This is a genomic window from Mesorhizobium sp. M6A.T.Ce.TU.002.03.1.1, assembly GCF_003997275.1.
In the GTDB taxonomy this organism is placed as follows: domain Bacteria; phylum Pseudomonadota; class Alphaproteobacteria; order Rhizobiales; family Rhizobiaceae; genus Mesorhizobium; species Mesorhizobium mediterraneum.
In genome coordinates this window covers 1-23,544 of sequence record NZ_RZTI01000057.1, presented here as the reverse complement: position 1 = coordinate 23,544, position 23,544 = coordinate 1, and the positions used below count along the sequence as shown (strand labels likewise).

Here is a 23,544-nt window from a genome sequence, read left to right as displayed (position 1 = left end):
CCACAATTTTCAGAAGTGGTTTGGTCCATGCTCAGCTGGTTGTCGGACCGTTTGAGCGCGCGGGCGCCACAGCACTGACCGATTCCCGCTCGACCAGCGGGCATTCAAGCTTGGTGATGGGGTAGCGGCCGCGGCCGGGCGGTGCGGGAACTTCCAATTGCTCGATCGCCCATTGCCCCATCGCCATATGCGGCAGGATCGACGTCGTCAAAGGCGGGAACAGATGGCGGGCGATTTCCTCGTCGTCATAGCCGACGACCGAAATATCCCTGGGAATGTGCAAGCCGGCTTCCTTGAGCGCCTCGTAGCAGCCGATCGCGGTGCGGTCGTTCTGGCAGAAGATGGCGGTTGGGCGGTCCTTGAGTGCCAGAAGCTTAACAGTCGCCGCGTAGCCGGCGCTCGCCGACCAGTCGCCCTCGACCACCAGATCCGCATCGAACGGGATGTCGGCCGTCGCCAGCGCCCGGCGGTAGCCCTTCAGCCGGTCCTGTGCCGCCTGCATCCAGGGCTCGCCGGTGATGGTGGCGATGCGGCGGTGGCCATGGCTGATCAGGTGGCGGGTGGAGCTCTGGCCGCCGGCGATCTCGCTCGGCACCACGGCGGGAAAGGCGTAGTCGGCAGTGTAGCAATTGAGCAGGATGACCGGGATGTCGAGGCCATAGAGATAGTCGGGCGCGACGATCTCGCGCGTGAAGATGGTCATATAGATCAGCGCCGAAATGCCTCGCTTGGTCAGTGCCGCAATGGCGCACGGCTCCATGACGGAATCACCCAAAGTCTGCGCGACCAGCACGACATTGCCGGCATTCCACGAGGCTTGGCGCGCACCTTCGATGGCGACGACCGCTTCGGGGCTGGTCGCCAGTTGATCGACCGCGAAGCCGATCACCCCGTCCAGCCCCTCGAACGAGGCAACAGGGCCGCGAAGAGCAGAGAAGGCTGGCGGCGCATAGCCGAGACCCCGCGCGGCCTCGATCACCCGTTCGCGGGTCTGCTGCGACAGCCTTATGCCCGGCGTGTTGTTGAGCACGAACGAAACCGTCGCCTGCGAGCAGCCGGCGGCCCTGGCGATGTCCGTCATGGTGACGCGACCCTTGGGGTTTTTCGCAGGAGCCTTTCGGGGCTTGGAGACCTCAGGCGCAGGATCACGCAGATCCGTCGGTTCGTTCATGGCATTGTGTTCCAAATTCCCGGCCTGGCTGATCAGAGGTCGCCTTGGACGTCGTTAAATACGGCAGCACGGCCCGGTGCTTCGCGTTTATAAAACAAGCACTCGATTAATCATTATTACCATTCCTGGCAACCGAATGGCTATCAGCGCGAAGAGAGCAATGTGAGATACACGCGGTCTTGAAGGGCGGATTCCTCACTTCTCGCGCCATGCGGCAGGCAGCCATTTCGTCAGCGACACCAGGTTCCAAGCAGAAGACTAATACTATTTACTAATAGTCGTAAGCGTTTTAAAGTCAATTTGTCATGCCGGCCCGGGGTCGAACGGGCATGACGGGAAGCAGGCGTGTGGCGCGGCATCCGCGGCTCTTGGACCGGCAAAGCAACGCCACGCAATTACAGAAATGTCAGACAAATCCGACTATACGAGCAGCCAATGAGTCTCTAAAGTCCAAAATCGCGGCTGGAATGGCGCCGTTCTTTCGCTGCCAGCACCCCTTGAGGAGGAGGGCGTCCAAGCCGCATTCGACAAAGTTCAGATCAGCGAAAATGACTGAATCAAACGGGAGGTTGAACATGAAATCTGTAATACGAAATGCGTCCGTCGCCGCCGCGGCTTTGGCTCTCGGCCTGTCCATCACGGCAAATGCACGCGCCCAGGACAAACCGACGCTGGCCTTCGTCGTCAACGGCGCTTCCGATTTCTGGAAGGCAGCCGAAGCCGGCGTCAAGAAGGCGCAGGGCGAATTGCCTGACTACGATCTGCAGCTCAAATATCCGGAGCAGTCGTCGGTCGCCATCCAGCAACGGCTGATGGACGATCTGGTGACGGCCGGCGTCAAGGCCATCATGGTTTCGGCAGTCGACCCCAAGACCTCGACCGACGGGCTGAACAAGATCGCCTCGGAGACGGCGCTGTTCACCACCGACAGCGATGCGCCGCAGACCAAGCGGGTCGCCTATATCGGCTCGTCCAATATCGACGCCGGCAAGCAGGCGGCAGAGATCGCCAAGAAGGCGATGCCTGACGGCGGCAAATGCCTCGGTTTCGTCGGCCTGCTCGGTGCCGACAATGCCAAGGAGCGCATCGAAGGCATGAAGGAAGGGCTCGCCGGCAGCAAGATCGAGCTGATCGACGTTCGTGGCGACGACATCGACCAGGCCCGCGCCAAGAAGAACGTCGAGGACGCGCTGGTCGCCAGCCCCGACGTCACCTGCATGGTCGGCTTCTACTCCTACAACACGCCGCGCATCTATGAAGCGCTGCGCGACGCCGGCAAGCTCGGCCAGATCACGGTCGTCGGCTTCGACGACGATCCGATCACGCTGGGCGGCGTCAAGGAAGGCACCGTTGCCGCCACCGTTGTGCAGCAGCCCTTCGAATGGGCCTACCAGGGCATGAAGCTGATGGCCGCCTATCTCAAGGGCGACAAATCGGGCGTTCCCGCCGACGGGCTGATCATCGTGCCGACCAAGATCATCGGCAAGGACGACGTCGACGCCTATGCCGCCAATCTGAAGACAATGGCGGGTAAATAATCGGCGTTGGCGCTGCCCCTCATCCGCCTGCCGGCGCCTTCTCCGGTGAACAACGGGGAGAAGCGACAAGCTCCAGCGCTGGCGATCCCCCTCTCCCCGTTCTTCACGGGGAGAGGGTAAGGGTGAGGGGCAGCGCCACGCTGTTGTTGACGGGCCTCGCCAGGCCCGCCAGTCTGTGGCCCACCGGCTGCTGTCAGGCATGATGAATTATTCCGACGCATCCATCAGCGCATCCACGATTGCCCCGTTCCTCAGTCTCGAGGACGTGCGCAAGACCTACCCCGGCGTGGTTGCGCTGGACGGGTTTTCGATGGACGTCAGGCCCGGCGAGGTCATCGGCCTCGTCGGCGAAAACGGCGCCGGCAAGTCGACGCTGATGAAGATACTCGGCGGCGTGACCACCCCCGACACCGGCACGATTATCGTCGACGGCGTCGCCCATGACGGGCTGACGGTCGAAGCCAGCATCGGTTCCGGCATCGCCTTCGTCCACCAGGAACTCAACCTGTTCGAAAACCTCGACGTTGCCGCCAACATTTTTTTCGGCCGTGAGCCGTTGCGCGCCGGCCCGCTCAAGCTGGTCGACCGCGCCAGGCTGCGCGCGTTGTCGGCGCCGCTGCTCAAACGCGTGGGCGCCAATTTCTCGGCCGACACGCCGGTATCGGCCCTGTCGCTTGCCCAGCAGCAGATGGTCGAAATCGCCAAGGCGCTGTCGATCGACGCGCGGCTGGTCATCCTCGACGAGCCGACATCGAGCCTGCCCCTTGCCGAAACCGACAAGCTGCTCGATGTCATCAGGGCGCTGAAGGCGGAGGGCATCAGCGTCATCTTTATCTCGCACCGCCTTCACGAGGTCGAGCGGGTCGCCGATCGCGTCGTCGTGCTGAGGGACGGCATGCTTGCCGGCACGCTGCCGAAGAACGCCATCAATCACGACCAGATGGTCAAGCTGATGATCGGACGCTTGCTGAAGGAGAGGGAGAAGGCCGCAGAATCGGCGCGACCGCCCGGCACGGTCGCCTTGTCGGCCAAGGCTATTCGCACAAGCGCCTATCCCGACCGGCCGGTCGATCTCGGCGTCAGGCATGGCGAAATCCTCGGCCTGGCTGGTCTTGTCGGCTCCGGCCGCACCGAGCTGGCGCGCGTGCTTTTCGGTATTGAGAAGGCACTTGGCGGTGCGCTTCAGCTTGATGGAACAGATCTGGTTCTTGGTTCGGCTGCGGACGCGGTGGCCAGCGGTATCTTCCTCGTCCCGGAAGACCGCAAGCTGACCGGCATCCTGCTCGACCTGTCGATTGCCCAGAATATTTCGCTCCCCAATCTGCCGGCGCATGCCCGGCGGTTCCTGGTCTCGGCCGGCGCCGAAGCCGTCACCGCCGAGAAGCAGAAACGCAATCTCGGCATCAAGGCGCCCTCGGTGGCGACGCGCACCGGCACGCTGTCCGGCGGCAACCAGCAAAAGGTGGTGCTGGCCAAATGGCTGGCCATGAACCCCAAGGTGATGATCCTCGATGAGCCGACACGCGGCATCGATATCGGCGCCAAGGCCGAAATCTATGGTCTGATGCGGGCGCTGGCCGATGCCGGCGTCGCCGTGCTGATGATATCGAGCGACATGGAGGAGGTTATCGGTGTCTCCGACCGCATCGCCGTCATGCATGAGGGCCAGATCTCAGGCATTCTCGACAAGGAACAGTTCAGCCAGGAAAACGTGCTGCTGTTGGCGGTTGGCAAACAGCCGAAATAGCTTTTTGTTTTGGCGCGGGTTCTAGGCAGGCATTGGGAGAAGACGATGAGCAAGAAAGATCTCGGCCTGCTGATCCTGATCCTTGTGGTGGGAGCGGTGGTGGCGATCATCAATCCGCGCTTCCTGCTGCCGATCAACCTCGCCAACACCTCGAACCTGATCGGGCTGTTCGGCATCCTGGCGATCGGCCAGGCCTTCGTCATCATCACCGGCGGCATCGAACTGTCGGTCGGCTCGGTGGTCGCGCTGCTCGGCGTCCTGTTCGTCGATTTCATCGCGACGCGCGGCATGGCATGGCCGGTGGCGCTGCCGCTGATCCTCGTGCTCGGCGGCCTCATCGGGCTGGCACATGGCTGGCTGATCACGCGGCTCAAATTGCAGCCTTTCGTGGTGACGCTCTGCGGCCTGCTGATCTACCGCGGCGTGGCGCGATTCTACACAGCCGACGGCACCGCCGGCTTCGCCTTCGGACAGAACTTTCCGGAGCTCGAGTTCCTGACAGCGGGGCGATCCTACGGCGTGCCAAACAGCTTCATCGCGCTGATCGTCATCGCAATCGTGACGTGGGTGGTGCTGCACCGCTCGGTGTTCGGGCGCTACCTCTATGCCATCGGCAAAAACGAGGAGGCGGCGAAATATTCGGGCATCCGCACCGGTCGCGTCGTCATCGCCGCCTATGTCATCTGCGGTGTGCTGACGGCGCTGTCGGCGATCTACTTCGCCATGTACACGCGCTCGATCTCGCCGGCGAGCCACGGTCAGTTCTACGAACTCTACGCCATTGCCGCAGCCGTGCTCGGCGGCTTCTCGCTGCGCGGCGGCGAGGGCTCGCTGATCGGCGTCATCCTCGGCACGGTCTTGCTGCAGGAGCTGCAAAACCTCGTCAACCTGCTCGGCATCCCCTCCTCGCTCAACTTCGCGGTGATGGGCGGGGTGATCCTCATCGGCGTGCTGGTCGACCAGCAATGGGGTGTGTTCCGGGAGCGGCGACTGATGCTGGGGGCAGCCCGCAAGGGCGCGGCAGGTGCCGCCGCGGAATAGTTGCACCGCCTCGTCCTTCTCCCCTTGTGGGAGAAGGTGGATCGGCGCGTAGCGCCGAGACGGAAGAGGGGTGTTGGACGGATCGCTGGCGATGCCAAGCTGGAGCACCCCTCATCCGACCGCTTCGCGGCCACCTTCTCCCACAACAAGGGGAGAAGGTAAGGGGCAGCCTAGATCAGGCCCGACATGTCGGAGAAGGCCATCGCCTTGCGAAGCACATCGGCGAAGCGCTCGCCGGCTGCCTCGCGTGGGCCGCTGTTGTCGATCGAGGTGACGCCTGGCCCGGACAGCGCCACATTGGCGCTGCGCGCCAGGCGCGCCAGCACCTCGCCGCGCGACTCGCGGCCGCGCATGGCCAATCGCTCGGCCAGGATTTCCGGTGAAGCGGTGATCTCGACGATGGCGAGATTTGCGTAACGCTCGCGTAGAACCGGGATAATGGCGCGGGAGACATTGGCAATGGCGACGCGTCCATTGGCGACCGACCAGTCGACTTCAGCCGGGAGGCCGTAGCGCAAGCCATGCGCCTCCCAGGAGATGGCGAAGGCGCCATCCGCCTCGGCCTCGACAAAGGCCGCATCGGCCAGCGTGTCGTGATCCTCGCTTGTCGTGTCGCTCGGCCGGGTGATGACCCGGCGCACGAACTCCAGCCTTGTCTCGTCAGCGAAGCGGGTGCGGGCATAGCCGATCACCGTGTCCTTGCCAGCGCCGCTCGGCCCGACAACGGCGACAAAGACACCGTCGCGGATCGGAAACGCGGCGGCCGACAACTCACGCTCGATCAACGCCGACGCCATCATGCGACCCGGCGTCCCTGCCGCCAGACCGTGCGGACGACCGGGACATGGTCGTCGAGACGTACACGCACCAGATCGGCGCGCCGGCCCTGCTCAATGACGCCACGGTCGGTGAGGCCGACTGCCTCGGCCGGGTTCTTCGAGACCATCGCCACCGCCTGAGGCAGGGAAATGCCGTCGACCACGTCGCCGAGAAAAAAGGCCGACTGGATCAGGCTGAAGGGAATGTAGTCGGACGACAGTATGTCGAGCAGCCCGTCGCCGGCGAGTGTGCGGGCTGAAACGTTTCCAGAATGCGAGGCGCCGCGCATGACGTTGGGCGCGCCCATCAGCACGCCAAGCCCTGCCTCTTTGGAAGCCCGTGCCGCCTCCTCGGTGGTCGGGAACTCGGCGACGCGGACACCCTGCTCGATCGCTTGGTCGACATGACCTGTCGTGGCGTCGTCATGGCTGGCGAGCACGATGCCGCGCTGATGGCAGGCGGCGGCGATAAAGGCGCGGTTCGGCCCGGAATTCGTCGCCGATTCCGCCATCCGCTTCTCGCAAAATTGCTGGAATTCGCGATCCGTCAGCTTCAGCTTGCGCTGGTAGTAATAGGCATAGGTTTCCAAGTCGACGAACTGGCGCTGTCCCGGCGCATGGTCCATCAGCGACGCCAGCTTGATCCTGTCATCGCCGTCGAAATGGGCGAAGGCTGCGAGGCAATCCGGCGCCGAAACCTCGCAGCGCAGATGGATGAAATGATCGGCCCGCAGCCGGTCCTGCTGGACGCTGTCCTCGATCGCATCGGCCAGCTTGCGCATGTCGGCCGAATTCATGTCGGCATCGTCGTCCATGCCGACGCGCAAGGCATCGAGCACGGTGGTGATGCCGGCGGTCGCGACCTGCGCGTCGTGAGCGAGCACCGCGGCGATCGGGTTCCAGCGCACCTTCGGCCGCGGCGCGTAATGGCCTTCGAGGTGGTCGGTGTGAAGCTCGACCAGTCCGGGGATGATGAAATCGCCGCCCATGTCCTCGCCGGTCCGGCCGGCACCGGCATCGATCCCGGTGATCAAGCCGTCGCGCAGCACGATCGATCCTTCGACGATCTCGTCGGCAAGCACGATGCGGGCGTTGTTGAGAACGGTCTCGGCGGTCATTTCAGGCAGTCCTTGGAGCATTTTGCAGCCAATTGGAATCGATTGGCGTCGCACAAACGCGGTTAAAACAAATAGTCATTTCAGGCAGTTTTTCTAGCCGGGCGGCGCCCGAGCGCGTGATGGGAAAGCACCATGAACGGGGCGCCAGGTTCGGTTTCGACAAATAGGGTCAGCGCGTCCACCGGCACCGGCTTTTGCAGGACCTGCGCAAACAGGCTGTCGATTGCTAAGCGAAGACGAGGGCTTTCCTGTGGCGAGGCTCGGCCGGACAGCGTCATATGGAAACGAAAGGTCTCGAAGACATAGGGGTAGCCCCACTGGCAGAGATTGCGGAATTCAGCCGGCTTCAGCGAATCGGGGCTGCGCCGCTCGATTTCCGCCTCGCTCAGCGGCGCGCGAAAACGGTCGAAGTCGCGCACCACGTCATCGGCGAAGCGATTGAGCGCCGGCAGTGGTCCTTCCGGCACCAGTGCGAAGAAGCCGTCGATCTGGATGACGACCAGCCGTGGGATGGTCACCACCGGCGTCGCCTCGGCAAAATCGTCGAGCGCCGCGCGAAGCGAGGCTTCCGTCTCGTTCGGGGCTAGCCGGAAGGGCGCCTTCAGCGTCGCATGGAAGCCGTAGCGGCGCGCCGAAGCGGTATGGAAGGCGACTTCCGCCGCCGACAGCTCGCCCACGGCCTCGACAGGCCTTGTGGCGGCGCCGAATGGGTCGCGGCCGAGCCAATTGGCGGCGATCCGCGCCAGCGGTTCGTCCTGGCGGGGGGTGAAATAGATCGCGTAGCGCATCGAAGTTCCTCGTCAACACCCGCTGCCATAGGCGATTTGCATGACGAAATGACGAAGCTGATGATCGCTCCTGATAACAAAGTTGCTCAGGCGGGTCATTAGCCGACGATTTTTTCGCTTTGGGCCAGTTTGCCAACCCGGAAGAGCCGCGCGATCAGCTCTTCATCAGCCATTCGTGCTCAGGCGCGTTGTGGAACTTCCACGTCCGCTTCGGCCCGGCCATGACGTTGAGGTAATAGAGGTCGTAGCCATGGCAGGCGGCACAAGGATGATAGCCCTTTGGCACCAGCACGACGTCGCCGTCCTCGATCGCCATCGCCTCATCGAGCGAACGAGCGCCATTCCTGTCGGCATCCGTGTAGACGCGCTGGAAGGCGAAGCCCTGTGGCGGGTTGAGCCGGTGATAGTAGGTCTCCTCGAGATAGGATTCGGCCGGCAGATTGTCCTGGTCATGCTTGTGCGGCGGGTAGCTCGAGGTGTGGCCGCCGGGCGTGATGACCTCGACCACCAGCAAGGAATCGGCCGGCTTGCCTTCCGGCAGGATGTTGGTGACATAGCGCGTGTTGGTGCCCTTGCCGCGAACCTCCTGGCCGAGTTCCTTCGGCGCAATGACGCGGACCGGCAGGCCGCCGCCAAGCCCAGGCGCCGAGCAGACCGCGAGTTCGACATCGGTGTCGGCGGTCACCGACCAGTCAGAGCCCTGCGGCACATAGACTGACCACGGCTTGCCCTCGAAGGGCGACATGCGTTCGCCGAGCAGGCCGAGATCCTTGCCGCCGGCCTTGGCCTGGCCCTTGCCGGTGACGAATACCAGGCAGACTTCGCGATCCGCGGTTTGCTCAGAGGCCGTTTCGCCTGGCCGCAATCGATGCAGATCGAAACCGACATAGGTCCAGCCGGCGCTTTGCGGCGTCACATGGGCGACGCGGCCATGGCCCTTCTCGGCTTTGATGAGCAGTTTCGACATTGTGTCTCTCCTATCGCAAATCTTCGAGATTGGCCGAAGCCCCAACTTCGTCATCCTAGGGCGTAGCAGGAGCGAAGCTCCGTCGCGAAGACCCTAGGATCCATGCCGTAACCTCAGTCCAAGAGCGCAGCGGAACGGAATTCTGCACCGTAGCGGCCGTTTTGATGTCACGGCATGGATCCTGGGGTCTGCGCCGCGTCGCTTCGCTCCTTGCTCCGCCCCAGGATGACGAAGCGAGAGGCGTTTCAGCTAAATCTTCAACGCAGGCGATCCGTCATGGGCGCAGTGCCCGACCCGTAAGCCTTGAGCGCCATGGACTGCTTTATTCCTTCGGCTCGACCGGAGGCTTCGCCTCGTCGGCCGGCTTGTAGAGATAGAAGAACTGCCACACGGCATAGCCGGTGAAGCCGAGCGCGATCGTGCCCCAGAATGGTGCGCCGGTGGCAAACTCGACCACGGCCCACACCAGGCAGACCGCGACGATGGCAACGCGCCGCCACAGGGGCCGGAAGAACGGATGCTCAGAGTCCTTCATCGGATCAACCCCCGCATCGGATCAGCCATTTGCCGGGAATAGTGCATTCAAGCATTGGGGAAGCCCTGTGTTTCAACCGTGTAGCCTGCGGCCGTCATCACCCGCATCAATTCCTTGTAGCCGACTTGCGCCATCTTGAGCGGCGGATTTTTTCTGGGGTCCTGCTCGGCCTCGACCACGAACCAGCCTTCATAGCCGTAGTTCGCCAGCCTTTCCACAATGGCGCCAAAATCCAGCGAGCCATCTCCCGGGACCGTGAAGGCGCCGAGCGCCACGGCATCGAGGAAGGATTGCTTCTGGCGGTCGAGTTTCTCGATCACCCCCATGCGCACGTCCTTCACATGCACGTGGTTGATGCGCCGGTGATGATTGTCGATGGCGCGCAGCACGTCACCGCCGGCAAAAGCCAGGTGGCCCGCATCGAGCAGCAAGGGAATGCCTTCGCCCGAGTACCGCATGAAGGCATCGAGTTCGGGCTCGGTCTCGACGACCGCCGCCATATGATGGTGGTAGGAGAGTGGCATGCCTTGCTCGGCGCACCATTCGCCGAACTCGGTGAGGCGCCTCGCATAGGCTTTCATCTCGTCGTCCGAAAGCTTGGGCTTGGTGGCGAGCGGCTTCGAGCGATCACCCTGGATGGAGCGGCCGACCTCGCCATAGACGATGCAGGGCGCGTTCACTGCCTTGAACAGATCGATCATCGGCTGGATGCGATCCTTATTCCTGGCCATGTCTTCGTCGACCAGCGTGCCGGAGAACCAGCCGCCGCAAAGCGTGACGTCGGCCTCTTTCAGGATCGGCAGCATGATCTCCGGATCGCTGGGAAAACGGCGGCCCATTTCCATGCCGGTGAAGCCTGCCGAGCGCGACTGCGCCAGGCATTCCTCCAGCGACACATCATCGCTGAGTTCCGCAAGATCGTCGTTCCACCATGCAATGGGGGACATGCCCAGTTTGGCTCTCAAGTCGTTACTCCAGTTCAGGCCTTAGGATCAGCTTCACGGACGGCTTAAGGCCGCCCGCTCAGCGCTTCCTCGTATTTCTTGCGCGCCGCGTTCACTTGCGGGCGCACCGAGACTTCCGGCACGGCGACATCCCACCAGCTTCCACCGGCTTCGGTCGAGACCAGCGGGTCGGTGTCGATGACAACCACAGTGGTCCTGGTATTCTTCTTCGCTTGCGCCAGCGCCGTTTCCAGCCCGGCGATCGACGAGACTTTCTCGGCGATCGCACCAAGGCTCGCGGCATGCGCGGCGAAGTCGATATCAGGCAGAACCTCGTGGCGTGCGTCCTTCAAGAGATTGTTGAAGTTGGCGCCGCCGGTCGCCATCTGCAGCCGGTTGATGCAGCCATAGCCTCGGTTGTCGAGCAGCACGATGGTCAGCTTGAGGCCGAGCATGACAGACGTTGCGATCTCGGAATTGAGCATCAGATAGGAGCCATCGCCAATCATCACGACGACCTCCTCGTCGGGCTTGGCCATTTTGACGCCAAGCCCGCCTGCGATCTCGTAACCCATGGTCGAGAAGCCGTATTCGGCATGGTAGGAGCCGGGCGCCCCCGCCTGCCAGAGCTTGTGCAATTCGCCGGGCAGGCCGCCGGCGGCATGAAGCAGCGTCACACCGGCGCCCATGGCGCGCTGCACGGCACCGATCACCTGCGCGTCGGAGGGATAGGCGGCATTGGTCGACGCCGTCACCTTGTCGGCATCGGCCTGCCAATCCTTCTTGCCCCTGGCCGCATTGTCGGTCCAGGCAGGAGGCGCCTTCCAGCCCTTCAGCGCCGCACCGAGCTCGGCGAGCCCTTCCGCGGCATCGGTGACGAGCGGCAGCGCCTGGTGCTTTCCCGCATCGAAAGGCTGGACGTTGAGGCCGATGATGGTTTTGCCGGAATTCTTGAACAGCGCCCACGAACCGGTGGTGAAATCCTGCAGCCTGGTGCCGACGGCAAGCACGACGTCGGCTTCTTCCGCCAGCCGGTTGGCAGCCGAAGTGCCGGTGACGCCGACCGCCGCCATGTTGAGCGGATGATCGTCCGGCAGCGAGGATTTGCCGCCCTGCGTCTCACAGACAGGGATACCGGCGCCTTGCACCAGCTTCGCCAATTTACCCGACGCCTGCGAATAGAGCACGCCACCGCCGGCAATCACCAATGGCTTAGTCGCCCCCTTCAGCGCTGCCACCGCGGCCGCCAGCTCCTGGCGGTCCGGACGCGGCCGTCGCTGATGCCAGACCCGTTCGGCAAAGAAGCTCTCGGGGTAATCATAAGCCTCGGCCTGCACGTCCTGGCAGAGCGCCAGCGTCACCGGTCCGCATTCAGCCGGATCGGTGAGCACCTGCATGGCACGGTTCAGCGCCGGGATGATCTGCTCGGGCCGGGTGATGCGGTCGAAATAGCGTGACACCGGCCGAAAGCAGTCATTGACCGTCGCGGTGCCGTCGGAGAAATCCTCTGCCTGCTGCAGGACGGGGTCGGGGATGCGATTGGCGAAGACGTCGCCGGGGAGAAACAGGACGGGCAACCTGTTTACATGCGCGAGTGCCGCCGCCGTCACCATGTTGAGCGCGCCGGGGCCGATCGAGCTGGTCGCCGCCATGAAGCGGCGGCGAAAATTGGCCTTGGCATAGGCGATCGCCGCATGCGCCATCGCCTGCTCGTTATGGGCGCGGAAGGTCGGCAATTCGTCGCGCATCTGATAGAGCGCCTCGCCGACGCCGGCGACATTGCCATGGCCGAAGATCGCCCAGACACCGCCGAAGATCGGCATTTTCTTGCCGTCGATCTCGGTCATCTGGCGAGCAAGAAAGCGGGTCAGCGCCTGCGCCATCGTCAGGCGGATTGTCTTGGTCATCTTGTTTTCCTCCGCAGTCCTTATGCCGCGCCTTCTTATGCTGCTTTGCGGCCGCGCGCGGCAAGCCATGCCTCGGTCAGTCTCTCGAAGCGCGACGCCATGTCGGCCACCGCCTCCTCATCCGACATCTTGCCGGCAAGCCATTGTTCGGCAGCGTTGATGAAGATGGTGCGACCGACGGCGAAGCCCTTGACGATGGGCGCCTTGGCGGTGGCAGCGAAGGCCGCTTCCAATTCGTCCTGTGGCGCTTCCAGGCCGAGCAGCACAATCCCGCGGCACCATGGGTCGTTCTTCAGGATCACCGCCTCGATCTTTGCCCAAGCCCCGGCTGAAGCCTGCGGTTCGAGCTTCCACCAGTCAGGCTTGATGCCAAGCGCGTAGAGTTCCTCGAGCGCGCGCGGGATCGTCGTGTCGTCGAGCTTGCCGTGCTTGCCGGCAATGATCTCGATGAGAAGTTCCCTGCCCACTTTCCGCGCGGCCTCGAACAGGCTTTTGAGCTTCTGCTGCTGCTCGGTTTTCAGCGTCTCCGGGTCGTCGGGGTGATAGAAGCATAGGCACTTGATGCAATGGTCGACCGGCCACTCGATCAATTGCGAGCCGATGTCCTGCGAGAATTCGAAACGAAGCGGCCGCGATCCCGGCAGCTCGACCGGCCGGCCGAGCCAGGCGAAGGAATGGCGGGCGAATTCGAACATCGCCTCGCGGCCGTATTTCTCGTCGAGCAGCATGCCGTAGCCGGCACGGCCGGCGGCAACCCTTGCCGCCGCCTTGACCGTCAGCACCTTGAAATCATGGATGCGCGATGGGTCGGCACCGGCTTTCGCGGCGACATCGTCAAGCTGGATACGGTGGTCGCAGGCCAGCGCCATCAGCGAGGGAATGTCGCGCCTGCGCGTCGTCGCCCAATGGACATGGTTGATCGCCTCGTCCTTGCGCAGCGCCAAGTGCCTGCTGCCGTTCTTCAGGAAGAACTGCAATTCCTCGAAGGTCGGGTATTCCGGAGCGCAGAGCAGCCGCGACACCGCGAAGGCGCCGCAGGCATTGGCCCAGGTGGCCGCCGTCTCAAGGCTTTCCTCGCCGAGCCAGCCGCGCAGGAAGCCCGACATGAAGGCATCGCCGGCACCGAGCACATTGTAGACCTCGATCGGAAAGCCCTTGCCGACAATGCCGTCTTCGAGATCGTCGCTGATCGGCCCGTCATAGACGATGCAGCCCATGGCGCCGCGCTTCAAGACGATGGTCGCCTTGGACAGCGAGCGGATCGTCTTCAACGCGCTCAGGCAATCGTCGGCGCCGGAGGCGATCATGATCTCTTCTTCGGTGCCGACGATCAGGTCGCAATCGGGCAGCACCGTCTTCAGCTGGGCGGAGACCCGGTCGGATTTCACGTAGCGTTCGAACCCTTCGGCATGGCCGGCAAGGCCCCAGAGATTGGGCCGATAGTCGATGTCGAACACCACCTTGCCGCCCTTGGCCTTGATAGTGCGGATCGCCTTGCGCTGCGCGGCATCGCTGTTGGGCCGCGAAAAATGCGTGCCGGTGACGACGATGGCACGCGCCGAAGCGATGAACGCTTCGTCGATATCGTCTTCCGAAAGTGCCATGTCGGCGCAGTCGCTGCGATAGAAAATCATCGGCGAGACGCCTTCCTCCTCGACCGACAACAGCACCAGCGCGGTCAGCCGGTCGGGGTCGGTCTTGAGGCCGTCGACGGAGACGCCCTCGCGTGTCAGCTGCTCGCGGATGAAGCGGCCCATCTGCTCGTTGCCGACGCGGGTGAGCAGCGCCGAGCGCAAGCCGAGCCTCGCCGTGCCGACCGAAATGTTGGCCGGACAGCCGCCGACCGACTTGGCAAAGGAGGTGATGTCCTCCAGGCGGGAGCCGATCTGCTGGCCGTAGAGGTCGACGGAGGCGCGACCGATGGTGATAACATCGAGCGGCGCATGTTTCGCGTCCACGGCTTCGCCCATTCGAACCTCCCATCGGCCTTGTTGTCTTGGGGTACACGCGCGAGCGGCAGCGTGGCGCCGGCAATATGAAATAATAATTCCAATCCATAGTCAATATGGAACGCGCGTTCCTTTGCTGAAAAGTGCTGACGCGATGGCCGCCTAGGCCTTGCGCTTGCGGCCGGTATCGCGCCGCTTCTCGCCAACCGCGACGGTCAGCGCCATGGCCAGCGCCATGGTCGCCGACAGCGAGCGGAAGCCGGCGAAATCGGCTTCGGCGACCTCGAACCAGACCTTGGCGAACTGGGCGAGCGGCGAGAACGAGCTGTCGGTGATCGCCACGATCGGCACGCCTTGCTCGGAGATGACGCGCGCCTCCTCGATGGCCGCCGGGGCATAGGGTGAGAAACTGATGGCGATGACGGCATCCCTGGGCGAGGCAAAGCCGATCATCTCGGCGTTGAGTCCGGCGGCCGATTCGATCAGCTGGTTGCGGATCTTGAGCTTGCCCAGCGCATAGGCGATGTAGGAGGCGACCGGATAGGAGCGGCGCTTGGCCAGCACATAGATGGTCTCCGCCTTCGCCAGCAAGGCGATAGCATCTTCGAAATGCTCTTCGTTCAACCTGCCTGAAATATCGTTGAGCGAGGTGCTGGCCGCGGCGACGAAGCCGTCGAAGATCGCCCGGTGACCGGCGCCTTCCTCGGCCTTGGCGCGCAATGCCGCCAGCCTTTCATCATAGGACGAATTGCGCTCACGCAGGCGCTCGCGAAACACCAGCTGCAGGCTGGTGAAGCCGTCGAAGCCGAGCTGCTGGGCAAAGCGGATCAGGGTCGAAGGCTGAACGCCGGCGGAGGCGGCGATGCTGGCGGCGGTGCCGAAGGCAATATCGTCGGGATTGTCGAGCGCATAGGCGGCGATCTGCGCGATACGCTTGGGCAGGCTATGGCGCCGTTCCAGGATCGTCGTACGCAGCGTCTCGAAATCGCGGGGCACCCGTTCGTCCATCGTCGCTCCGCCTAGGCCCATCAGTCGATGCTGTGTGCCCCATCATAGCGAGCCTGTGCAAGAAGGCCATAAAAAATGAGGCATGCGTTCCATTTCTGGATAAAATGGACTAATTCATCCACGCAAATCTTCCTGACAGCGGAGACAAGGGAATGGTCGGAGTCGGTCTTATCGGCACAGGCTTCATGGGCAAGTGCCACGCCATCGCCTGGAACGCGGTCGGCACTGTCTTTTCCGACGTGGCCAAACCAAGGCTGGTCCATCTCGGCGAGGTCGACGAGGAGCTTGCCAAGCGCCGTGCCACCGAATTCGGCTTCGCCAAGGGTTCCGGTGACTGGCGCGCCGTCGTTAACGACCCCGAGGTCGATATCGTCTCGTTGACGACGCCAAACCAGTTCCATCCGGAAATGGCCATCGCCATCCTCGAAGCCGGCAAGCATCTATGGTGCGAAAAACCGATGGCGCCGGGCTTCGCAGAAGCCGAAGCCATGGCGGCAGCAGCGAAAAAATCCGGCAAGGTGGCAGCCCTCGGCTACAACTACATCCAGAACCCCGCGATCCGCCATATCGGTGCGCTGCTCGACGAGAAGATCATCGGCGAGGTCAATCATCTGCGCATCGAGATGGACGAGGACTTCATGGCCGACCCGGAGGCGCTGTTCTTCTGGAAGCACGAGGCAGCCTCCGGTTACGGCGCGCTCGACGATTTCGTCGTGCATCCGCTGTCGCTGGTCGCGGTGCTGTTCGGCCACGTCGCCCGCGTCATGTGCGACATGGCAAAACCCTATGCCGATCGCCGCGTCGCGTCCGGCGGGCGCCGCGCGGTCGAGACCTACGACATCGCCAGCGTGCTGATGCATCTCGAAAACGGCATTGCCGGCACCTTGCTGGTCAACCGTTCGGCTTGGGGCCGCAAGGGCCGGATCGCCATCCAGATCTTCGGCTCGAAGGGCTCGATCCTGTACGATCAGGAGCGGATGAACGAGTTCCAGCTCTATCTCACCGCTGACCGGCCGACCGAGCAGGGTTACCGAACTATCCTGGTGGCGCCGCACCACAGACCTTACGACGCCTTCCTGCCGGCCCCCGGCCACGGTCTCGGCTTCAACGATCTCAAGATCATCGAATGCCGGGAACTGCTGACCAGGCTGGCCGGCAAACCGGCGCGGATCATCGATTTCGACGAAGGCCTGGAGATCGAGCGCACCGTGCACGCCATGGCGCGTTCGTTCGAGGAACAGCGCTGGGTGGATGTTAGGTAGCGATTCGCCGACGTTGATTCCCCTTCTCCCCTTGTTGTGGGAGAAGGTGGCCGAGCGAAGCTCGGTCGGATGAGGGGTGTTGGACGGATCGCTACTTTGATGTCTTAAGAGCTTAAAATCATTCGATATCTTAACGTCTCGTTTCTTCCAACACCCCTCATCCGGCTCGGCGCTTCGCGCCGATCCACCTTCTCCCACAAGGGAGAAGGGGAAAGCGTCAAGCGGCTCCCGGGCGGCTGGCGACCAGGGCGCGTCGCGCCGACCGGCGTTGCTCGACCGCGTCGGCAAGGCCGTGCAGCACCGTTTCGGTGGTTGCCCAGTCGATGCAGCCATCGGTGATGCTCTGGCCGTAGACGAGCGGCTTGCCGGGCATGACGTCCTGCCGGCCGGCAACGAGGTTGCTCTCGATCATGACGCCGATAATGCGCTCGTCGCCTGCCGCGACTTGGCCCGCCACGTCGGCCGCTACCTTCGGTTGGTTCTCTGGCTTCTTGTTGCTGTTGGCGTGGCTGACATCGATCATCAGCCGGGGCGCGACACCGATCCGGGCGAGTTCCGCACTGGCGGCGGCGACGCTTGCCGCGTCATAATTGGACTGAATGCCGCCGCGCAGGATGACGTGGCAGTCCTCGTTGCCGGTGGTCGTCGCGATGGCGCTGCGCCCGCCCTTCGTCACCGCCAAGAAATGATGCGGCTGGGCAGCGGATTTCACCGCCTCGGCGGCGATCCGCAAATTGCCGTCGGTGCCGTTCTTGAAGCCGACCGGGCAGGACAGGCCGGATGCGAGTTCGCGATGGATCTGGCTCTCGGTCGTGCGCGCGCCGATCGCGCCCCAGGCGACGAGGTCGGCAATGTATTGCGGGGTGGCCATGTCGAGGAATTCGGTCGCTGCCGGCAGGCCGAGATTGTTGACGGCGGAGAGCACATTGCGCGCCATCCTCAGTCCTTTGTCGATGTTGAAGCTGCCGTCCAGGTCGGGATCGTTGATCAGGCCTTTCCAGCCGACCGTCGTGCGCGGCTTCTCGAAATACACGCGCATCACGATCTCCAGCCGATCGGATAGGCTTTCGCGCAGCGATGCCAGGCGGCTGGCATAGTCTACGGCGGCGGCCGGGTCGTGGATCGAGCAGGGGCCGACGACGACGATCAGCCGATCGTCAGTGCCGGTCAGCACGGCGTGGATAGCGTTGCGCGACGCGGTCACGGTGCGCGTCGCCGTCAGCGTGCGCGGTATCTCCCGCATCACCTGGTCCGGCGTACTCAGTTCCCTTATTTCCTTGACCCGAAGATCATCTGTGGTGGTCAACACGGCTCTCTGCTCCTGATTGGGAGACCTGCCGGCTGAAACAAAAAAGCCGCCAGGTCTGGCGGCTGTTCGGATTTTGATGCTGCAATCTTCAGATCGAGCGCAATCCTCCCGCCGCCAGCGAGTTCCTAAAGTACCAATAGGTGGCGGTCAGGTTGATCATGGGGCTCATATAGTCGAAGCCGTGGCGATTGTCACGTGTCTGATGAGGAGGAGGTCTACTCCAGCCCATTCGCGATTGGCTGAAGCCTTCCGAACTTCGTCATCCTAGGGCGAAGCAGGAGCGAAGCTCCGTCGCGGAGACCCTGGGATCCATTCCGTGACGCTAGCCGAAGAGCGCAGCGGAGCAGAATTCTGCATCGCGGCAACGCGTTGAAGTCACGGCGTGGATCCTCGGGTCTGCGCTGCGTCGCTACGCTCCTTGCTCCGCCCGTGGATGACGAAGTGATGACGAGGACACATCGGTCGCTTTCGAGCCCCAACACGCAGTGCCGAGCGGTTCATGCAGTCCAGGGATTGAAGAGTTCAATTCCAAAGCCTTCGAAATCGTTCGTATTACGCGTTGCCAAGGTGAGCTCCTGCGCAATCGCCGTGGCTGCAATCAGGCCGTCCATCGACGACAGGCCGCGACCGCGGCGCTTCGCCAGGCCCATCAGGTCGCCCCACGCCAAGGCAATCGGTTCGTCCACCGAAAGAACCCTCTGTTCGAAGCGCTGCGGCAGGTCTTGAGCGAGCCATTGGGCCAGTGCCTCGCGTTTCCGGCTCTCATCCATGAGGGCGACGCCACGCCGGATCTCGGCGATCGACACGACGCTGATGAATGAGCGGTCCTCATCAAGCCCGTCCAGCCAGTCCAAAACGCGTGGGTCAGGCGCCGGCCTAGTCACCTCGGACAGGACATTCGTATCGAGCAGGAGCCTCACAGCGGCAGATCACGCGGTTCGTCGCGCTGACGCTCGAGGTCGAGATCGGCGCCGCGCAGCGGCGACTCCAGCAGAAACTCCGCAAGCGTACCCTTGCGCGCGGTCTTGCGCTGCCATTCCTCGGCGGAGACGACAACCACGCTTGGTTTGCCGTTTCTGGTGATCGTCTGCGGCGATGACTGGGCGCGCTCGATAACCTCCGAGAGCCGAGCTTTTGCCCCAGCGACCGTCCAGTTGGTGCCCTTTTTGGGCGCAGACAGCATTTCGTCCTCCATGACCATTCTGACCATCTTGACTATATGGGAATGATGATCCGGCGGCAACAAGGAAGGAGAGGGGTTTTTCAGCCCGAGCGCCTTGGTGAGTTTGGTCGAATCGATCACGCCGGCCGCGGGTATTCTCGGGTCATCTCGGCCGACGCGTGCCGAGCTGCTTCTGGACGTGAGGCTACTCGGCTGATCCTATTCCGGCGACGATCCCGCAATATTCTGGTCATAGTCGACCAGCGACCCGGTCATGACGCCCGACTGCGGGCTGACCATATAGCTGATCAGCCGGGCAAGCTGGTCCGGCTTCACCAATTGGCCCATCGGCTGCGCCGCCTCGGCCTTTTCCAGCCAGTTATCAGGCGCATCGTGCCATTTCTTCTGCACGATCGCCTCGCCCTCGGTGTCCATCCAGCCGGGCAGCACGGCGTTGCAACGGATGCGGTTGCTGCGGTACGCGTTGGCGACATTCTTGGTCAGCGTCGCCAGTGCGCCCTTGCTCGACGAATAGGGCGCCAGGAACGATTGCCCGCAATGCGCCGACATCGACAGCACATTGACGATCGAGCCTGGCGCCTTGCGGGCGAGCAGCTGCGCCACCACGCCCTGCATCAGGAAGAAGGGGCCGCGCACATTGGTCTGGAAAATCTGGTCGAAAAGCTCTTCACTCGTCTCGACCAGTGAACCGCGCGCCGAGGTGGCGGCGGCATTGACCAGCGCGTTGACGCTGCCGAAATGGCCGATCGCCGTTTCGACCGCGCGCTTGCAGTCGGCCACTTTGGAAACATCGGCGCTGATGAAGATGGCGTCGACGCCCGACTTCTTGAGGATGGCGACGGCCTTGTCGCCCTTCTCCTGCGAGCGGCCGACCAGCGCCAGCGCCCGGCAGCCCTCATCGGCCAGCGCCTCAGCGACGGCGAAGCCAATGCCTTGCGCACCGCCGGTGACGATGGCGCGTGTTTCTGAATTGCGACCGGCGGAACCGTTCATCGCCTTGCTCCTGTGCTTGATAGTCAGACTGTCTTGTCGAGGCGAACGGTCTTGCCTTCCTTCGCCGATTTCAGCGCCGCGTCCGCCAGCCTCAGCGCGACGAGCCCGTCCTTGCCGCTCGGCGCCGCCTTCTTGCCTGATGTCGCCGCCGCGATGAAGGCAGCGATCTCGTTGGCATAGGCGTCGAGGTAGCGGGTCATGAAGAAGTCGTGCAGCGGCGGGCGCGTATAGCCCTTTTCATTGGCCAGTTCGATCGACACCGGCCGCTGGTTCTCGGCCGCAATCATGCCTTTCGAGCCATGCACCTCGATGCGCTGGTCGTAGCCATAGGTGGCGCGGCGCGAATTGGAGATGATGCACTGCTTGCCGGAAGAGGTTTCGAGGATGACGCTGACGCTGTCGAAGTCGCCGGCCTCGCCGATTTGTCTGTCGACCAGCACCGAGGCATGGGCGCTGACGGCCACCGGCTCCTCGCCGAGCAGGAAGCGCGCCATGTCGAAATCATGGATGGTCATGTCGCGGAAGATGCCGCCCGAGCGGCCGATATAATCGAGTGGCGGCGGGCCGGGATCGCGCGACGTGATAGTCACCATCTCGACCGTGCCGATGGCGCCGTCGTCGATCGCCTTGCGCACGGCGGCGAAATGCGGATCGAAGCGGCGATTGAAGCCAACCATCAAAGTGGCTCCGGCCTTGTCGACCACTTCAAGGCATTCTTCCACTCTGCCGGCGTCGAGGTCGATCGGCTTCTCGCAGAAGATCGCCTTGCCGGCCTTGGCGAACCGCTCGATCAAGTCGGCATGGGTGTCGGTCGGCGTGCAGATGATGACTGCGTCGATATCTCCGGCTTTTTCGATGGCCTCGATGGTTCGTACTTCGGCGCCATAGGCCGACGCCAGATCCGTCGCCGCCTTCTCGAAGGCATCGGCAACTGCCACCAGCCTGGCCTGCGGATTGGAACCAATGGCACGGGCGTGGACCTTGCCGATGCGGCCGGCACCGAGAAGAGCGAAGCGGAGAGACATGGGAATTTCCTTTGAGGATTGTTCGAAAATGGAAGTGCGTCTTTCCTGCACCGTTCAGCGCGAGGCGCAGTAGATTTTCTTATCGCGGCAGATCGGCGACGGGTCGATGACCCGCGCCGGCATTGGCCCTAGGCCGCAAGTTCCGCCTCCCCGGTCTTGGCGCCGGTGATATATGAGACGATATCGTTGCCGTCGGTGTCCTGCTTGCGCAAATTGGCGACGATGCGGCCGCGCCGGAAGACAACGATGCGGTCGCAAAGGTCGAACACCTGGCGCATGTTGTGGCTGATCAGGATCAACGGCTCGCCATTGGCTTTCAGCGTGCGGATGATGTTTTCGACCTGCATCGTCTCCTGCACGCCAAGTGCTGCCGTCGGCTCATCCATGATGATGAGCTTGGACGCAAAGGTCGCGGTTCTGGCGATCGCCACGCACTGGCGCTGGCCGCCCGACATGTGGCGGATGGTGTTGTTGAGATTGGGAATCTTGACCGCCGTGCGGATCAACGCCGCCTCGGTCGCCTTGCGCATGAACTTGCGATCGAGGATCGAGAAAGGCCCGAGATTGAAAAGCACCTTCTCGCGGCCGAGAAACAGGTTCGACGGCACGTCGAGATCGTCGGCAAGCGCCAGGTTCTGGAACACCGTTTCGATGCCCGCCTCGCGCGCCGCGATCGGGCCGGCGAAGTTCACTTCCTTGCCATCGAACCAGACCTTGCCGCTGGTGCGCTGCTCGACGGCGGTGATCTGGCGCACGAAGGTCGACTTGCCAGCGCCGTTGTCACCCATGATGGCGACATGCTCGCCCTTGCGCAGCTCGAAATTCGCGCTTTCGAGCGCATGCACGCCGCCATAGTATTTGGTCAGGTTTTCGGTTTTCAGGACGATGTCTGACATGATCAAGCCCTCATTGCCCGCAGGCGCTGGCGCCACTGGTCGAGAACGACTGCGCCGATGATGATCACGCCCTTGACCATCTCTTGGTAGTAGGCGTCGAGGCGCAGGAAGGTGAAGCCGGAGATGATGACGCCGAAGATCAGCGCACCGATCACCGTTCCGATAATCGAGCCGCGGCCGCCCGACAGCGAGACGCCGCCGATGACCGCCATGGCGATGGCGTCCAACTCGTACATCACGCCCATGCCGGCCTGAGCGGTGAGGTTCTTGGAGCTCAGCACCACGGCGGCGAGCGAGGCGAGGATGCCGGCAATGACGAAGACGAGGATCTTGTGGTTCTGGACATTTATGCCGGACATCCGGGCGGCGTCCTCGTTGGAGCCGATGGCATAACAGTGCTTGCCGTACCTGGTGTATGACAGGATCAGCTGGAACAGAATCGCCAGCGATATGAAGATGATGACCGGCATCAGCCCCTTGCCGATGGCGGCGAAACTCTCGGTGGGAAACGAGATCGGCTGCCCCTTGGACCACCATTTGGCGATGCCGCGCGCGGTGACCATCATGCCGAGCGTGGCGATGAACGGCGGAATGCGCGTGTAGGCGATCAACGAGCCGTTGACCAGGCCCGCCAGCAGGCCGCAGCCGATCGCGACCAGCACCGGCACGATCACCGGCAGGTCGGTCCAGCCTTGCGCGAGGAACACCGCCTTGGGGTTAGGGTTGCCGTTGACCGTCGCCACCTGGGCGAAACTCATTGCGATCATCGCCGTAGCGCCGACGATCGAACCAGAGGAAAGGTCGATGCCGCCGGAAATGATCACCTGCGTCACGCCGATGGCGATGATGCCGACGATCGACACCTGCAGGATGATGATCTGCAGGCGCGCCTCGTTGAAGATCGTATCGACATTGGCGCGGGTATTGAACAGAAAGCTGTCGCCAAGAAAGACGCGGCCTATCAGCTCGAAGGCGCCGACAAGGATGATAAGCGCCAGGAAAACGTTGAATTCGGCAGGCCATGTGCGCTTCTTCGCATCATAGCTCAGCCCGCCGACGCCATGGGTTGTCTGTGCCAAATCTTGCTTCCTCCGTCAGCAGTCGCCTCCCGCCGCCTGTCTACGGCGATGAGGGAAAGAGGAGCGGCGCCGTCCCTTTGTTTTGAGCTCCCGATGCTCTTGTTTCGAACATCGGATTTCCCAAAACGGTCCGATGCTCTGACGCGCCGCTCCCTATCGAAACGATCCCGCAGCCTCAGTTCTTCTTAAGGAACTTGTCGATGTTCGCCGGCGTGACCAGTTGGAAGGGTATGTAGACCTTCTGTTCGACCGCCTCGCCCTTGGAA

General features: G+C 63.0%; 21 protein-coding genes. 4 read left to right on the top strand and 17 right to left on the bottom strand.

The window, feature by feature from the left end; genetic code table 11:
• Positions 1-31: 31 nt before the first annotated feature.
• Positions 32-1,171, bottom strand: a complete 1,140-nt coding sequence (locus tag EOC93_RS17920; RefSeq protein ID WP_164759181.1) for a LacI family DNA-binding transcriptional regulator — start codon at positions 1,169-1,171, stop codon at positions 32-34.
• A gap of 575 nt (positions 1,172-1,746) precedes the next feature.
• Between EOC93_RS17920 and EOC93_RS17915 the strand changes: the two genes are divergently transcribed.
• From EOC93_RS17915 to EOC93_RS17905, 3 genes are all read left to right on the top strand, one after another.
• Positions 1,747-2,709: a sugar-binding protein gene (locus EOC93_RS17915; protein ID WP_127205274.1), complete on the top strand. Its 963-nt coding sequence runs from the start codon at positions 1,747-1,749 to the stop codon at positions 2,707-2,709.
• A 202-nt stretch (positions 2,710-2,911) separates the two neighbouring features.
• Positions 2,912-4,456 carry a sugar ABC transporter ATP-binding protein gene (locus EOC93_RS17910; RefSeq protein WP_127205279.1) on the top strand — a complete coding sequence of 515 codons (1,545 nt, stop codon included), beginning with the start codon at positions 2,912-2,914 and terminating at the stop codon, positions 4,454-4,456.
• A gap of 45 nt (positions 4,457-4,501) precedes the next feature.
• Positions 4,502-5,497, top strand: a complete 996-nt coding sequence (locus EOC93_RS17905; RefSeq protein ID WP_095484512.1) for an ABC transporter permease — start codon at positions 4,502-4,504, stop codon at positions 5,495-5,497.
• 170 nt (positions 5,498-5,667) lie between these two features.
• On the opposite strand, the gene phnN is transcribed toward EOC93_RS17905, so the two are convergent.
• From phnN to EOC93_RS17855, 9 genes are all read right to left on the bottom strand, one after another.
• A complete protein-coding gene (phnN, locus tag EOC93_RS17895; RefSeq protein ID WP_164759180.1) occupies positions 5,668-6,297 on the bottom strand; it encodes a phosphonate metabolism protein/1,5-bisphosphokinase (PRPP-forming) PhnN in 630 nt (209 codons plus the stop codon).
• Entirely contained in the window at positions 6,294-7,433 is a 1,140-nt protein-coding gene (locus EOC93_RS17890) for an alpha-D-ribose 1-methylphosphonate 5-triphosphate diphosphatase (protein WP_127205272.1), read from the bottom strand. Before EOC93_RS17890 ends, phnN begins: the two co-directional genes overlap by 4 nt.
• 80 nt (positions 7,434-7,513) lie before the next feature.
• Positions 7,514-8,221, bottom strand: a complete 708-nt coding sequence (locus EOC93_RS17885; protein WP_127205271.1) for a DUF1045 domain-containing protein — start codon at positions 8,219-8,221, stop codon at positions 7,514-7,516.
• 154 nt (positions 8,222-8,375) lie between these two features.
• Positions 8,376-9,188 (bottom strand): 5-deoxy-glucuronate isomerase, encoded by an 813-nt coding sequence (iolB, locus tag EOC93_RS17880; RefSeq protein ID WP_127205270.1) that lies wholly within the window; start codon positions 9,186-9,188, stop codon positions 8,376-8,378.
• Between the two features lie 322 nt (positions 9,189-9,510).
• Positions 9,511-9,723: a DUF3329 domain-containing protein gene (locus EOC93_RS17875; RefSeq protein WP_126104024.1), complete on the bottom strand. Its 213-nt coding sequence runs from the start codon at positions 9,721-9,723 to the stop codon at positions 9,511-9,513.
• A 47-nt stretch (positions 9,724-9,770) separates the two neighbouring features.
• Positions 9,771-10,688: a myo-inosose-2 dehydratase gene (gene iolE, locus EOC93_RS17870; protein WP_126104023.1), complete on the bottom strand. Its 918-nt coding sequence runs from the start codon at positions 10,686-10,688 to the stop codon at positions 9,771-9,773.
• 44 nt (positions 10,689-10,732) lie between these two features.
• Positions 10,733-12,574, bottom strand: coding sequence for a 3D-(3,5/4)-trihydroxycyclohexane-1,2-dione acylhydrolase (decyclizing) (gene iolD / locus EOC93_RS17865; RefSeq protein WP_127205269.1), 1,842 nt, complete (start codon positions 12,572-12,574; stop codon positions 10,733-10,735).
• A 35-nt stretch (positions 12,575-12,609) separates the two neighbouring features.
• Positions 12,610-14,544 (bottom strand): 5-dehydro-2-deoxygluconokinase, encoded by a 1,935-nt coding sequence (iolC, locus tag EOC93_RS17860; protein ID WP_126104021.1) that lies wholly within the window; start codon positions 14,542-14,544, stop codon positions 12,610-12,612.
• Positions 14,545-14,685: 141 nt separating this feature from the next.
• Entirely contained in the window at positions 14,686-15,531 is an 846-nt protein-coding gene (locus tag EOC93_RS17855; protein ID WP_164547059.1) for a MurR/RpiR family transcriptional regulator, read from the bottom strand.
• 152 nt (positions 15,532-15,683) lie between these two features.
• Here EOC93_RS17855 and EOC93_RS17850 point away from each other — a divergent pair, with 152 nt between their 5' ends.
• Complete coding sequence (locus tag EOC93_RS17850; protein ID WP_127205268.1) at positions 15,684-16,793, top strand: Gfo/Idh/MocA family oxidoreductase; 1,110 nt, start codon at positions 15,684-15,686, stop codon at positions 16,791-16,793.
• 217 nt (positions 16,794-17,010) lie between these two features.
• Here the strand turns inward: EOC93_RS17850 and EOC93_RS17845 are convergent, their stop codons facing one another.
• The 7 genes from EOC93_RS17845 to EOC93_RS17815 form a co-directional block, all read right to left on the bottom strand.
• Positions 17,011-18,102 carry a 3-deoxy-7-phosphoheptulonate synthase gene (locus tag EOC93_RS17845; RefSeq protein WP_126104019.1) on the bottom strand — a complete coding sequence of 364 codons (1,092 nt, stop codon included), beginning with the start codon at positions 18,100-18,102 and terminating at the stop codon, positions 17,011-17,013.
• A 497-nt stretch (positions 18,103-18,599) separates the two neighbouring features.
• Complete coding sequence (locus tag EOC93_RS17840; protein WP_126104018.1) at positions 18,600-19,022, bottom strand: type II toxin-antitoxin system VapC family toxin; 423 nt, start codon at positions 19,020-19,022, stop codon at positions 18,600-18,602.
• On the bottom strand, positions 19,019-19,285 hold the full coding sequence (locus EOC93_RS17835) for a type II toxin-antitoxin system Phd/YefM family antitoxin (RefSeq protein ID WP_126107278.1): 267 nt from the start codon (positions 19,283-19,285) through the stop codon (positions 19,019-19,021). The genes EOC93_RS17840 and EOC93_RS17835 overlap by 4 nt, the downstream gene beginning before the upstream one ends.
• A gap of 198 nt (positions 19,286-19,483) precedes the next feature.
• Entirely contained in the window at positions 19,484-20,278 is a 795-nt protein-coding gene (locus EOC93_RS17830; protein ID WP_095484499.1) for an SDR family oxidoreductase, read from the bottom strand.
• Between the two features lie 23 nt (positions 20,279-20,301).
• On the bottom strand, positions 20,302-21,303 hold the full coding sequence (iolG, locus tag EOC93_RS17825) for an inositol 2-dehydrogenase (RefSeq protein ID WP_127205267.1): 1,002 nt from the start codon (positions 21,301-21,303) through the stop codon (positions 20,302-20,304).
• A 128-nt stretch (positions 21,304-21,431) separates the two neighbouring features.
• Positions 21,432-22,199 carry an ATP-binding cassette domain-containing protein gene (locus tag EOC93_RS17820; protein WP_095484497.1) on the bottom strand — a complete coding sequence of 256 codons (768 nt, stop codon included), beginning with the start codon at positions 22,197-22,199 and terminating at the stop codon, positions 21,432-21,434.
• 2 nt (positions 22,200-22,201) lie between these two features.
• On the bottom strand, positions 22,202-23,278 hold the full coding sequence (locus tag EOC93_RS17815) for an ABC transporter permease (RefSeq protein ID WP_095484496.1): 1,077 nt from the start codon (positions 23,276-23,278) through the stop codon (positions 22,202-22,204).
• Between the last annotated feature and the right edge of the window lie 266 nt (positions 23,279-23,544).

Coding starts and splice junctions, on each gene's coding strand:
- EOC93_RS17850 (WP_127205268.1), top strand. CDS start 15,684: ATGGTCGGAGTCGGTCTTATCGGCACAGGCTTCATGGGCAAGTGCCAC.
- EOC93_RS17885 (WP_127205271.1), bottom strand. CDS start 8,221: ATGCGCTACGCGATCTATTTCACCCCCCGCCAGGACGAACCGCTGGCG.
- EOC93_RS17890 (WP_127205272.1), bottom strand. CDS start 7,433: ATGACCGCCGAGACCGTTCTCAACAACGCCCGCATCGTGCTTGCCGAC.
- EOC93_RS17875 (WP_126104024.1), bottom strand. CDS start 9,723: ATGAAGGACTCTGAGCATCCGTTCTTCCGGCCCCTGTGGCGGCGCGTT.
- iolB (WP_127205270.1), bottom strand. CDS start 9,188: ATGTCGAAACTGCTCATCAAAGCCGAGAAGGGCCATGGCCGCGTCGCC.
- EOC93_RS17915 (WP_127205274.1), top strand. CDS start 1,747: ATGAAATCTGTAATACGAAATGCGTCCGTCGCCGCCGCGGCTTTGGCT.
- EOC93_RS17820 (WP_095484497.1), bottom strand. CDS start 22,199: ATGTCAGACATCGTCCTGAAAACCGAAAACCTGACCAAATACTATGGC.
- phnN (WP_164759180.1), bottom strand. CDS start 6,297: ATGATGGCGTCGGCGTTGATCGAGCGTGAGTTGTCGGCCGCCGCGTTT.
- EOC93_RS17920 (WP_164759181.1), bottom strand. CDS start 1,171: ATGAACGAACCGACGGATCTGCGTGATCCTGCGCCTGAGGTCTCCAAG.
- EOC93_RS17910 (WP_127205279.1), top strand. CDS start 2,912: ATGAATTATTCCGACGCATCCATCAGCGCATCCACGATTGCCCCGTTC.
- iolC (WP_126104021.1), bottom strand. CDS start 14,544: ATGGGCGAAGCCGTGGACGCGAAACATGCGCCGCTCGATGTTATCACC.
- EOC93_RS17835 (WP_126107278.1), bottom strand. CDS start 19,285: ATGCTGTCTGCGCCCAAAAAGGGCACCAACTGGACGGTCGCTGGGGCA.
- EOC93_RS17855 (WP_164547059.1), bottom strand. CDS start 15,531: ATGGACGAACGGGTGCCCCGCGATTTCGAGACGCTGCGTACGACGATC.
- iolD (WP_127205269.1), bottom strand. CDS start 12,574: ATGACCAAGACAATCCGCCTGACGATGGCGCAGGCGCTGACCCGCTTT.
- iolG (WP_127205267.1), bottom strand. CDS start 21,303: ATGTCTCTCCGCTTCGCTCTTCTCGGTGCCGGCCGCATCGGCAAGGTC.
- EOC93_RS17830 (WP_095484499.1), bottom strand. CDS start 20,278: ATGAACGGTTCCGCCGGTCGCAATTCAGAAACACGCGCCATCGTCACC.
- EOC93_RS17905 (WP_095484512.1), top strand. CDS start 4,502: ATGAGCAAGAAAGATCTCGGCCTGCTGATCCTGATCCTTGTGGTGGGA.